A 12,002-nucleotide genomic window follows, 5' to 3' on the forward strand; every position below is an offset into this window, starting at 1 on the left:
TGCCTTGCCTCATGCGCCTGCGTCGATGATCCAGTCCGACAGCTTGCCGCTGGCCTGGCGCGGCAGCGCGGCCCCGAACGAGTACGCGGCCGGACGCTCGGGCGTCGACAGGCGCTCGGCCATCCATGCGCCCAGTTCCGCGCGCAGCGCCGACGCTTCCGGGCTGCCTTCCAGCGGCGCACCCGCGCGCGGCACCACGAAGGCCTTCAGGCGCCGGCCTTCGTCGGGCCGCATGGCGCGCACGCTCGCATCTGCTACCTTCGGGTGCATGCGCAGCACGTCGGCCACGTAGCCGGGGAACACGTTGACGCCGCCGACCTGCACCGCGTGGTCGATCCGTCCCATCGGCCGGAACCGTCCCGGCGCGCTCCAGGCCAGCCGGTCCTGCAAGGCGAAGGACCGGCGCCTGTCGTCCGCGCCGCAACGCTCGAGCTGCGCCCCATCCATGCCCGCCTCCCAATACGGGAACAGGCGGTAATCCTCGTCCGGGCTGTTGCGCCAGCCGACGCCGGCCGTCTCGGAACTGCCGTAGACCTGCACCAGCCGGGCCAGGCCGGCGTCCATGACGGCGCGCGCCACCTCGTCCGGGCACGGCGCGGTCGAGCTGACGCCCGTCACGCCCGCCGGCAGCGCCCCGGCGACCGGGGCGAATGCGCGCCAGAAGTCGGGAAAGCCGACCACCAGGTCGCCGGGCGCCAGCTGCCGGGCCACCGCGCCGGGCGAGGCGCCGCGCAGGTCGACGGTCGCGGCGGGATCCAGGCCGAGTGCGCGCGGCAGCAGGACCGTGAACAGGAAGCCGTAAATGTGGTGCGAGGGAACCAGGCCGACGATGCGGCGCGTTCCCGGGAACAGCGCGGCCAGTGCGCCGGTTTCCTGCCACAGGCTGGCCAGCGCGTGGGAACAGGCCTTGGGCGCGCCCGAGCTGCCCGATGTGCGGAAATTGATCGTCCCGCTGCCATGCTCCAGTCCGGAAGCCGCCGCCTCGAGCCAGGCGCCAAGCCGGGGGTTGGCCAGCACCCGCTCTTCGCCGATGCAGCCGATCCCGAGCACCTGCTCCATCGCGGTGGCCAGCCCCAGCAGTTCGAGCGAATCGGCGCCGAGGTCGGTCATCAAGTCCAGTTCGGGCGGCCAGGGCGGCGGGCGCCGCACAATGCCGGGCCGCATCAGCGCGAGTTCGCCGGCCAGCAGGTCGGACAGGACGCGCAGCAGGCTTGCTTGGTGCCTCCACCAACGGGGTTCGGGAACGGTATTGACAGTCATGACTCAGTGGATACGTAGCGAGCCGTCGATGGTGCCGACAGCCCCGAACCCTGTCAACCCTGCCGGAATTCCGAGCAAAAGTGTGATTCGACAACGCAAAGTGTCAAAACCCGGTCGCGCACAATTGACAGAGGGGCTGGCGGCATGTCAACATCAATTTCCGCAAATCAACGAACGCGCCCGTACGCCACTCACGCCATGAACGCACCCACCCTGTCGTTTTCGACCGCCGACCTGGCGTCCCAACTCGACAGCTGCTCCCCGGAACAGCTCGACCAGCTCGACTTCGGCGTGATCGGCTTCGACGCCGACACCAATGTCCAGCGCTACAACGCCTTCGAATCGCAGGCGGCCGGCCTGTCGCCGCAGCGCGTGGTCGGTCAGCCGCTGTTCACCAACGTCGCCCCCTGCCTGAACAACTTCATGGTGGCCCAGCGTTTCGAGGACGCCATGGAGGACGGCAGCGCGCTGGACGCCACCCTCGACTACGTCCTGACCCTGCGCATGCGTCCGGTCAAGGTGGCGCTGCGCCTGCTGGCCAGCCCGGCCAGCGGCAACCGCTACGTGCTGGTCCAGCGCCAGCGCTGAGCCGCACGACCGAGGCGCACGCGTGGACGACATCGACGAGCTGCGGGCCGAGCACGAGGCCCTGATCCAGTTCCTGTACCTGGCCCCGGTGGGCCTGGTGCAGGCCGACATCGATGGCGGCATCGTCATGATGAACCCGATCTCGGCCCAGCTCCTGATGCCGCTCTCGCGCGACGGCGGCCTGGACAACCTGTTCACGGCGCTGCAAGACGTCGCGCCCGAGCTGCGCCACCTGTGCGCCGACTACGCCCGCCCGGCGGGCAAGATCTGCGACGGTTTGCACGTGCACCTGAACGCCGGCAGTGTTGGCAGTAGCGGCAAGAAGATCCCGCAGATCCTCGCGATCACCCTGCTCAAGCTCGACGCCCAGCGCATCATGGCGGTGATCGACGACGTCACCCTGCAGGTGCGGCGCGAGCGCCAGCTGCGCCAGAACGACGCCTGGCTCAACGCCATCCTGACCGGCATCACCGACTACGTCCTCGCCGGCCTCGATGCGAAAGGCAGCATCACCGACTGGAACCCGAGCATCGGCCGCGTCACCGGCTTCGGCCAGGAGGCGGTGGGCCAGCCCTATTCGATCTTCTACCCGTCGGACGCAATGACCTCGGAGCGCCTGCTCGACCGCCTGCGCGACGCCGAACGCGACGGCTGGAGTCTCGACGAAGGCAAGCGCGTGCGCGCAGACGGCAGCGGCTTCTGGGGTAGCCTTCTCATCGCGCCGCTGCCCGAGCGTGAGCCGCCCTGCGGCCTGGAGGCGGACGGCCCGGCCTATTGCCTGATCCTGCGCGACATCACCGACAAGCGCGAGGCCAGCGAACGGCGCCGGCGCGAAACCTTCGGCGACTACCTCACCGGGCTGGCGAACCGCCGCGCCTTCTTCGAGGCGGCCGAGCAGGAGCTGACCCGCAGCCTGACGGTGCCGCGTCCAACCGCCGTGATCGCGATCGACGCCGACCATTTCAAGGGCATCAACGACCGCTACGGCCATCCGGGCGGCGACGCCGTGCTCCAGCACCTGGCCGCGATCCTGGGCGAGACCTTCCGCGAGGTCGACGTGGTCGCGCGCATCGGCGGCGAGGAGTTCGCGGTGCTGCTGCCGTCCACCGACCTGCCGCGAGCGGCGGTGGTGGCCGAACGCCTGCGTGCGGCCGTGGCCTCGCAAGTCGTCCACTTTGACGGACAACGCATCCGGTACACTGTCAGCCTTGGGGTGGCCAGCCTGACCGACGGCGAAGGGGGCATCGACCTGCTGCTCAAGCGCGCCGACCAGGCCCTGTACGCGGCCAAGCGCCTGGGGCGCAACCGCGTCGAACGCTGGCGCACCGAGATGGCGTCCAGCCCCGCCCACCAATCCGAAGGAGATCGCAAGCATGCATGACCCGAGCGACGCCTACGAAGCCCTGGTGCAGTTCCTGTACCGTGCGCCGATCGGGCTGGCCCAGATCGCGCCGGACGGCACGGTCGAGATGCTCAATCCCATGGCATCGAGCCTCTTGATGCCGATCGCGCGCGATACCGGCCTGGACAACCTGTACAGCGTGCTGGCGCCGATCGCGCCCCAGCTGCCTGCCCTGGCAGCCGGATTCGGCGATTCCTCCGGCGTGATCTGCGAAGGCATGCGCGCGCCGCTGCCGCTCGAATTGACCTCGGGCAGCCCGCAAGTGCTGGCGATCAGCCTGATGAAGCTCGACACCGAGCGGCTGATGGCGGTGGTGACCGACGTCACGGCCGAAGTGCAGCGCGAGCAGGACACCCTGGTGCGCCGGCTGCGCAACGCCGCCCGTACCGATGCGCTCACGCGCATGCCGAACCGCGAAGCGGTGCGCGAGCAGCTGCAGCACCTGGTTGAGCGGCCCCTGTCAGCGGGCGAGTTTGCCGTGTTGTTCATGAACTGCGACCGCTTCCGCCAGATCAACGACACCCTCGGCCAGGCGGCCGGCGACGAGCTGCTGGTGCAGATCGCCGACCGCATCCGCGGCGCGCTGCGCCCGCCGAGCGACCGCATCGACATCGGCAGCGTGACCGGCCAGCTGGCCGCGCGCGTGGGCGGCGACGAGTTCGTGGTGGTACTGGACGGGATGCGCGCACGCGAGGATGCCGAGCGCGTCGCCGGCCGCATTCTCGATGCCCTGGCCCTTCCCTACCGGGTGCAGGGTCATGAAGTCGTGTGCGGCACCAGCCTGGGCCTGGCCTGGGGCGCCGAATCGGTCCACTGCGGCGCGCGCGACGCCGACGACGTGCTGCGCGACGCGGGCATCGCGATGGTCGAGGCCAAACGCGCCGGCGGCGCCCGCCACCTGGTGTTCGAAGCCTCGATGCGCGAACGCGCCGAGCGCCGCGCCGGCATCGAGGCCGAGCTGCGCCAGGCCCTGGCCGAGGAACAGCTGTTCGTCGTCTACCAGCCGGTGGTTGGCCTGCTGCCTGACGGCGGCACCGACCATGCGGCCGGCGTCGAGGCGCTGGTGCGCTGGCGCCATCCCGAGCGCGGCATCGTGCCGCCGATCGAATTCATCACCGTCGCCGAAGAGTGCGGCCTGATCGGCGCGGTCGGCGACTTCGTGCTGGAACGCTCGTGCCGCGATTTCATGGACTGGCAGGCACGCCTGGGCCAGGGTGCGCCGCGGCGGATCGCAGTCAACCTGTCGCGCGCCCAGCTCGGGCAGCCGGGCTGGATCGACAGCGTGCGGCGCGTGCTGCAGGTCACCGGCATCGCGCCCGAGCAGCTCCAGCTCGAGGTCACCGAAAGCCTGGCGGCGCAGGACCAGGGCATCCAGCAGCGCCTGCACGAACTGAAGGCGCTGGGCATCCAGTTGGCCCTCGACGACTTCGGCACCGGCTACTCGTCGCTGTCCAGCCTGCACCTGCTGCCGGTGGATACGGTCAAGATCGACCGCTCCTTCGTGAGCCAGGCCGACACCAGCCACCACCACCGGGTGCTGATCGAAGCGACCGTCAAGGTAGCCCAGAGCCTGGGCATGAAAACCGTGGCCGAAGGCATCGAGACCCAGTCCCAGGCCGACATCGTGCGCGCCCAGTGCTGCGCCAAGGGACAAGGTTACTTCTACAGCCGGCCGCTGCCTTCGGACGACTTGCTGGCATGGCTGGCCGGTCACCAGGCAATTGCTGCCTGAACAGCAAGGCAGGGCGCGAACTTCGTCTCACAGAATACGTACGCCCGCTCCTACATCGACTGAAGTTTTGTTCCTATTTCACGTGCACCGCACACCTCGCATGATGGTCCGACCCAACCACATCGAGGAGAACACGAATGAACAAAATCCACACCGTTCTGCTGGGCGGCGTCATGGCCCTGTCGCTGGCAGCCTGCAACACCACCGGCACCGACACCGGCTCCAGCTCCAGCTCCGACGCCAGCATGGGCACGACCGGCACCGGCAGCTCGAGCGCCTCCGGCAACGTCGGCACCGGCACCAGCTCGGACACCACGGGCGGCTCGGGCCAGAGCGGCGCCAACACCGGCACCACCAACCCGAGCACCACCACCACCCCGCCGGCGACCAATTCATCGACCTCGGGTACCGGCCGCTGAACGGCCCGCGCAAGCGCCGCGCACTGCTTGCGCCTTGCGCGCTCCTGCGGCCGGGCTACCTGCCCCGCAGTCCGGCTGCGGCCGCTTCGCGGTCGCACTGCCGGGCCGTCGTTCGTTCCAGCTCTCCCTTCGGTCCGCGATGAAAAACTGGCTTGCACGCCTGTTCGGCACGCCGTCGCTGCCGGTGCCGACGCCGCCTTTGGCCGCCCCCCCACCCGCCGGCGTTGTAAATCCGCCATCATCCTTCGACCTCGACCTGGCTTTTTACCGCTCGCTCGCACGCGGATCGGCGCACGCCGGCGAGATGCCCGAGGGATTGATTCTCGATGAGCTGGCGCGCCTGGCACGCCAGCCGGAAGCGGCCGCCGAACTGGTGCCGCGGGTGCCGGCGGTCATCCCGCAACTGCTGCGCAGCCTGCGCATCGATGCCACGTCAGCGGGCAAACTGGCGCGCCAGGTGACGCAGGACGTGAGCCTGGTGGCGGAAGTCATCCGCGAGGTCAACAGCCCGTATTACCGCGCCACGGCGAAAATCGCGAACATCGAAGGCGCCCTGATGCTGCTGGGCCAGAACGGATTGCGCATGCTGCTGGCGCGGGTGGCCTTCCGTCCGCTGATTGGCAGCCAGGGCGGACGGCTGGCGCGCCAGGCGGCGCCGCTGGTCTGGAGCCAGTCCGAGAAGTGCGCCATGGCGGCCAGCTTGGCAGCCCCCGCCTGCGGCGCCGATCCCTTCGAGGCCACGCTCGCGGGGCTGATGCAGAACGTCGGGCTGGTGGTCGCCCTGCGCCTGGCGGACCAGCTGGGCGGCGCGGCGCCCTTGCCGCAGTCCGACGGCTTCGCCCATGCCTTGCTGGACAGCGCGCGCAGGCTGTCGGCAGGGATCGCTGAGCTGTGGGAATTTCCGCCGGGCGTGGGGCAGGCGATCCTGCAGGCCGGCCAGTTTGATGCCACGCCGCTCGCGCAGGCGCTGCACGAAGGCGACCGGCTGTCCAAGCTGCGCGTGCTCTGCGATGCGGGCAACGCAGAGGCAAGTGAAATGGCAGCAGTATTATCCGGCAACGCGTTGCGAATATTTGACAAGCTGGGGCGGAGCACGGAGCAAGCATCCTCCATACGTAGGGTGGGCGGGTAATTTCGGGCAATGCCCGGAACTACAAACGCCCGCGCGTTCAACTCGTGCATGAGCAGTCGCGCGGCTCGCGCTGGCTGAACGCGCGGACGGCAAAGCGTGATCTAGTCCACTGGACTAGATCACCCCTACGACAAACGACCTGGCATCAGGCGTAGCCGATCCATCCCCGGAACACCCCGGCCGCGTAGAACATGCTCACCTCCTTGAATCCCTCATCGCGCAGCAGCGCCTCGTCCTGCTCCGGCGCCAGCACCGGCAACACCCGCTCGATCAGCGCGCGACGCTGCCGCGCTTCCTCGGGCGGCGCGCCGGAGGCCACCGCATAGGCCTCGTCGCGCGCCAGCCAGAGCGCGCGTTCAATCTCGTCCTCTGCAACGCTCATGTGGGCCACCACGAAAGGTGCGCCGCGCCGCAGGCGCCGGTGGATGACGCGCATCGCATGGCGGCGTTCGCACAGCGGCATGAAATGCATGGTCAGCAGGCAGGCCGCGGCGTCGAAAGGACCGGCCGGCGCGGCATCCACGTAGCCTTCATGCAGCCGGACCCGCCCGGCATGCTCGCCGACGGTGTCGTGCGCCAGTTCCAGCATCTCGTGCGACGGGTCGACGCCGTCAAAAGACCATCCGGGCTGGGCATCGGCGAACGCCTTCAGTTCCAGCCCGCCGCCGGCGCCCAGCACCAGCACCCGGGCATCGAAGGGTGCCCGTTCAGCCAGCAGGACCTGCGCCATGCGCTGCAGGTCGCTGAATCCCGGCACCAGCCGCGGCGGCCCCTGGTGGTAATGCGCAACCGCGGCCGGATCGGAAAAATGCTTCATTGCACTTCTCATTCTGCACCTCGCTTCAAGCCGGCATCGAGGCCAGGAGCGCAATCCGCCAAGGCGTCCTGCCCGGCGTGGCGCGCCTACGCGGCCCGGGCCATTCGTCTATAATGGCCCACCACTGTTGCGAACGTCACTGCGCGCTCAATGCCCTTCGATCTCAAGAAAAATCTTCCCAAACCAGGAACCCGTTTTGCCCTGCCGGCCCTGCATGGCTCGAGCGACGCGTATGCGCTCGCCACTGCCGCGCTGGCACTCAAGGCCAGGAATCAGATACTGACCGTGGTCGTGGCCAATGCCAGCGACGGTCAGCGCCTGCTCGACGAGATACCCTGGTTCGCGGACGGCAAGTTGTCCTGCCACCTGTTGCCCGACTGGGAAACCCTGCCCTACGACGCATTCTCGCCGCACCAGGACCTGGTGTCCGAACGCCTGGCCACGCTGCACGAGATCCGCAACGGCCAGTGCGACGTGCTGGTGGTGCCGGCCACCACCGCGCTGGTGCGGCTGGCCCCACCGTCCTTCCTCGCAGCCTACACCTTCTTCTTCCGGCAGGGCGAACGCCTGGACGAGGCGAGGCTGAAGGCCCAGCTGACGCTGGCCGGTTATACCCATGTGTCGCAGGTGATGTCGCCGGGCGAGTATTCGGTGCGTGGCGGCCTGATCGACCTGTTCCCGATGGGCTCGGCCCTGCCCTACCGCCTCGATCTGTTCGGGGACGAGATCGAATCGATCCGCACCTTCGATGCCGACACCCAACGCTCGCTGTACCCGGTCAAGGAAGTGCGCCTGCTGCCGGGCCGCGAATTCCCGATGGACGAAGCGGCGCGCACCGCCTTCCGCGGCCGCTGGCGCGAGCGCTTCGAGGGCGATCCTTCGCGCTCGCCGATCTACCGCGACATCGGCAACGGCATCGCCTCGGCCGGCATCGAGTACTACCTGCCGCTGTTCTTCGAAGAAACCGCGACCCTGTTCGACTACCTGCCGCAGGACGCCACCCTGGCCCTGGTGGGCGACATCGAGGCCGCCATCCAGCGCTTCTGGCTCGATACCGAGTCGCGCTACAAATTCCTCAAGAGCGACCGCGAACGGCCGATCCTCGAGCCGCGCGAGCTGTTCCTGGGAGCAGAGCAATTCTTCACCTGCGCCAAGCCGCACGGCCGCTGGACCATTGGCCGCGACCCGGCCGCCCCAAGCTCCGAGCTGTCGGCGCCGATTCCCGACATCTCGGTCAACCGCCGCCTGGACGATCCGCTGACCAACCTGCGTGCCTACCTCCTGCGCCAGGATGCGCGCGTGATGATCGTCGCCGATTCGGCCGGCCGCCGCGAGACCCTGCAGCAGTACTTCCACGAATACCAGCTCGAGCTGGCGCCGGTCGAAGGCTTCGAAGGCTTCCGTACTACCGATGCGAAGCTCGCGCTCGGCGTAGCGCCCCTGCAGGCCGGCTTCGAGCTGAGCGAAGACCATGCGGGTCGCATGGTCTTCATCACCGAGACCGAACTGTATGCGGGTTCGGGCCGCCGCGCCGGCAAGAAGAAGCAGGAAGCGACCAGCCAGGTCGAATCGATGGTGCGCGACCTGTCGGAGCTGAAGATCGGCGACCCTGTGGTGCACATCAACCACGGCATCGGCCGCTACATGGGCCTGATGAGCATGGACCTGGGCGAAGGCGAGATGGAATTCCTGCACCTGGAATACGCCAAGGAGACCAAGCTCTACGTTCCAGTGTCTCAGTTGCATGTCATTTCGCGCTACTCGGGCACCTCGCCCGAAGACGCGCCGCTGCACAGCCTCGGCTCCGGCCAGTGGGAAAAGGCCAAGCGCAAGGCCGCCGAGCAGGTGCGCGACACCGCGGCCGAGCTGCTCAACCTGTACGCGCGCCGCGCCGCGCGCCAGGGCCACGCCTTCGAGTATTCGAGCACCGACTACGAGAACTTCGCCGGCAGCTTCGGCTTCGACGAGACTCCGGACCAGGCCGAGGCCATCCACAACGTCATCAAGGACATGACCTCGGGCCGTCCGATGGACCGCCTGGTGTGCGGCGACGTCGGCTTCGGCAAGACCGAGGTGGCCTTGCGGGCGGCCTTCATCGCCGTCATGGGCGGCAAGCAGGTCGCGATCCTGGCCCCGACCACCCTGCTGGCCGAGCAGCACGCCCAGACCTTCGCCGACCGCTTCGCCGACTGGCCGGTGAAAATCGCCGAGCTGTCGCGCTTCCGCACCGGCAAGGAGATCAACAACGCGATCAAGGGCATGGCCGACGGCACGCTCGACATCGTGATCGGCACGCACAAGCTGCTGTCGCCGGACGTGAAGTTCACGCGCCTGGGACTCGTCATCATCGACGAGGAACACCGCTTCGGCGTGCGCCAGAAAGAGGCGCTCAAGGCCCTGCGCGCCGAGGTCGACGTCTTGACCCTGACCGCGACCCCGATCCCGCGCACCCTCGGCATGGCGCTGGAAGGCCTGCGCGACTTCTCCATCATTGCCACCGCGCCGCAGAAGCGCCTGGCGATCAAGACCTTCGTGCGCAGCGAAGACGGTTCCGTGATCCGCGAAGCCTGCCTGCGCGAGCTCAAGCGCGGCGGCCAGATCTACTTCCTGCACAACGAGGTCGAGACCATCGAAAACCGCCGCGCCATGCTGCAGGAGCTGCTGCCGGAAGCGCGCATCGGCGTGGCCCACGGCCAGATGCACGAACGCGACCTGGAAAAGGTGATGCGCGATTTTGTTGCGCAGCGCTTCAACATCCTGCTGTGCACCACCATCATCGAGACCGGCATCGACGTGCCGACCGCGAACACCATCATCATGCACCGCGCCGACCGCTTCGGCCTGGCCCAGCTGCACCAGCTGCGCGGCCGCGTGGGACGCTCGCACCACCAGGCCTATGCCTACCTGCTGGTCAGTGATGTTTCCGGCCTGACCAAGCAGGCGCAGCGCCGCCTGGATGCGATCCAGGCGATGGAAGAACTGGGCAGCGGCTTCTACCTGGCGATGCACGACCTCGAGATCCGCGGCGCCGGCGAGGTGCTGGGCGAGAACCAGTCGGGCGAGATGCTGGAGGTCGGCTTCCAGCTCTACTCCGACATGCTGAACGAGGCGGTCAAGTCGCTCAAGGCGGGCAAGGAGCCCGACCTGGCCGCGCCGCTCTCGTCGACCACCGAGATCAACCTGCACGTGCCGGCCCTGCTGCCGTCCGACTACTGCGGCGACGTGCACGAGCGCCTGTCGATCTACAAGCGCCTGGCCAACTGCGAAAGCCAGGACAGGATCGACGCCATGCAGGAAGAGCTGATTGACCGTTTCGGCAAGATGCCGGACCAGGTCAAGGCCCTGATCGAGACCCACCGCCTGCGCATCGCGGCGAAAATGGTCGGCATCGTCAAGATCGACGCCCACGGCGAAGCGGCCAACCTGCAGTTCATGGAGAAGCCGCCGATCGATCCGATCAAGATCATCACCCTGATCCAGAAGAACCGCCACATCAAGCTCGCCGGCCAGGACAAGCTGCGCATCAGCGCCAGCATGCCCGACCTGGCGGCGCGCGTGGCGCAGGTAAAACAGACCATCAAACAACTGCTCGCTTGAGAAACACAATGACGATGAACCTGGTGCTCCAGGGGCCGCAGGCCTCTTCCGACACGCTCGACCGCCTGGCGCAGCTCGCCCGGCCCGCGCGCGTGGTCCACCTCGGCGACCATGCGCTGCGCTGCGAGGACGTGGCCTTCTCCGCCGAACTGAAGGCGCGCATCGACGCGGCCGCCCTCAAAGCCGGCGTCGATGCCTGCTTCATCGAGGCCGGGCGTCGGCTAGCGGATTTCGGCCTGGTCGCCATGGACATGGACTCGACGCTGATCACCATCGAGTGCATCGACGAGATCGCCGACATGCAGGGCCTGAAACCCCAGGTGGCCGAGATCACCGAAGCGGCCATGCGCGGCGAGCTCGATTTCGCGGCCAGCCTGACGCGCCGCGTGGCGCTGCTCGAAGGCCTGGACGCCACGGCCCTGGAGCGCGTCTACGACGAGCGCCTGCGCATCTCGATGGGCGGCGAAGCGATGCTGAAGGCGGTGCAGGCCGCCGGCCTGAAGACCCTGCTGGTGTCGGGCGGCTTCACCTTCTTCACCGAGCGCCTGCAGCAGCGCCTGGGGCTCGACGTCGCGCATGCGAACGTGCTGGAAGTGGCAAACGGCAAGCTGACCGGTCGCGTGCTCGGCGGCATCGTCGATGCGGAAGAAAAGATGCGCACGGTCGAGCGTGTCTGCGCGCAATATGGCCTCGCGCCGCGCCAGGCCATCGTCATGGGCGACGGCGCGAACGACCTCAAGATGATGGGCATCGCCGGCCTGTCGGTGGCCTTCCGCGCCAAGCCGGTGGTGCGTGCGCAGGCTTCGGTGGCGCTGAACTTCTCGGGACTGGACGGTCTCTTGACGATCCTGCAGTGACGCGTTTTTCCGTGCGGCGAGGACAGTTCCGCACGGCATAGCGCCTGGATTCACGGGCGATATGCATGTGAAGCACGAAATTTCATGCACTGACGAACCGTCGCGTTTCGCATAAGTTTCCTCTGTTCCGTAAGTTCGGTGCTCAAACACGAGCCAGCGCAAAAGAACTGACACGCACGATTGGATGAGCAGCGCTGC

The 12,002-nt window shown here is 68.0% G+C and carries 9 protein-coding genes; 7 read left to right on the plus strand and 2 right to left on the minus strand.

What is annotated here, in order from left to right; genetic code table 11:
- Positions 1–9: 9 nt before the first annotated feature.
- Positions 10–1,260 (minus strand): AMP-binding enzyme, encoded by a 1,251-nt coding sequence (locus tag YWC_RS0122455; RefSeq protein WP_027867408.1) that lies wholly within the window; start codon positions 1,258–1,260, stop codon positions 10–12.
- A 198-nt stretch (positions 1,261–1,458) separates the two neighbouring features.
- Here YWC_RS0122455 and YWC_RS0122460 point away from each other — a divergent pair, with 198 nt between their 5' ends.
- The 5 genes from YWC_RS0122460 to YWC_RS30415 all read left to right on the plus strand — a co-directional run bounded on the left by YWC_RS0122460 (position 1,459) and on the right by YWC_RS30415 (position 6,533).
- Positions 1,459–1,848, plus strand: a complete 390-nt coding sequence (locus YWC_RS0122460; RefSeq protein WP_027867409.1) for a PAS domain-containing protein — start codon at positions 1,459–1,461, stop codon at positions 1,846–1,848.
- 22 nt (positions 1,849–1,870) lie between these two features.
- Entirely contained in the window at positions 1,871–3,229 is a 1,359-nt protein-coding gene (locus YWC_RS30400) for a GGDEF domain-containing protein (protein WP_229413167.1), read from the plus strand.
- Complete coding sequence (locus tag YWC_RS30405) at positions 3,222–4,982, plus strand: putative bifunctional diguanylate cyclase/phosphodiesterase (protein ID WP_036215513.1); 1,761 nt, start codon at positions 3,222–3,224, stop codon at positions 4,980–4,982. Before YWC_RS30400 ends, YWC_RS30405 begins: the two co-directional genes overlap by 8 nt.
- 137 nt (positions 4,983–5,119) lie before the next feature.
- A complete protein-coding gene (locus tag YWC_RS30410; protein WP_051306666.1) occupies positions 5,120–5,401 on the plus strand; it encodes a hypothetical protein in 282 nt (93 codons plus the stop codon).
- 139 nt (positions 5,402–5,540) lie between these two features.
- Complete coding sequence (locus YWC_RS30415) at positions 5,541–6,533, plus strand: HDOD domain-containing protein (protein WP_051306667.1); 993 nt, start codon at positions 5,541–5,543, stop codon at positions 6,531–6,533.
- A gap of 145 nt (positions 6,534–6,678) precedes the next feature.
- Here the strand turns inward: YWC_RS30415 and YWC_RS0122485 are convergent, their stop codons facing one another.
- Positions 6,679–7,350, minus strand: coding sequence for a class I SAM-dependent methyltransferase (locus tag YWC_RS0122485; RefSeq protein ID WP_027867410.1), 672 nt, complete (start codon positions 7,348–7,350; stop codon positions 6,679–6,681).
- 150 nt (positions 7,351–7,500) lie between these two features.
- Between YWC_RS0122485 and mfd the strand changes: the two genes are divergently transcribed.
- Entirely contained in the window at positions 7,501–10,947 is a 3,447-nt protein-coding gene (mfd, locus tag YWC_RS0122490) for a transcription-repair coupling factor (protein WP_027867411.1), read from the plus strand.
- A gap of 14 nt (positions 10,948–10,961) precedes the next feature.
- Entirely contained in the window at positions 10,962–11,804 is an 843-nt protein-coding gene (gene serB, locus YWC_RS0122495; protein WP_027867412.1) for a phosphoserine phosphatase SerB, read from the plus strand.
- The last annotated feature ends 198 nt before the right edge of the window (positions 11,805–12,002 follow it).

The organism is Massilia alkalitolerans DSM 17462 (genome assembly GCF_000427785.1).
Lineage (GTDB): Bacteria > Pseudomonadota > Gammaproteobacteria > Burkholderiales > Burkholderiaceae_D > Telluria > Telluria alkalitolerans.

Coding starts and splice junctions, on each gene's coding strand:
- YWC_RS0122455 (WP_027867408.1), bottom strand. CDS start 1,260: ATGACTGTCAATACCGTTCCCGAACCCCGTTGGTGGAGGCACCAAGCA.
- YWC_RS0122460 (WP_027867409.1), top strand. CDS start 1,459: ATGAACGCACCCACCCTGTCGTTTTCGACCGCCGACCTGGCGTCCCAA.
- YWC_RS30405 (WP_036215513.1), top strand. CDS start 3,222: ATGCATGACCCGAGCGACGCCTACGAAGCCCTGGTGCAGTTCCTGTAC.
- YWC_RS30410 (WP_051306666.1), top strand. CDS start 5,120: ATGAACAAAATCCACACCGTTCTGCTGGGCGGCGTCATGGCCCTGTCG.
- YWC_RS30415 (WP_051306667.1), top strand. CDS start 5,541: ATGAAAAACTGGCTTGCACGCCTGTTCGGCACGCCGTCGCTGCCGGTG.
- YWC_RS0122485 (WP_027867410.1), bottom strand. CDS start 7,350: ATGAAGCATTTTTCCGATCCGGCCGCGGTTGCGCATTACCACCAGGGG.
- mfd (WP_027867411.1), top strand. CDS start 7,501: ATGCCCTTCGATCTCAAGAAAAATCTTCCCAAACCAGGAACCCGTTTT.
- serB (WP_027867412.1), top strand. CDS start 10,962: ATGAACCTGGTGCTCCAGGGGCCGCAGGCCTCTTCCGACACGCTCGAC.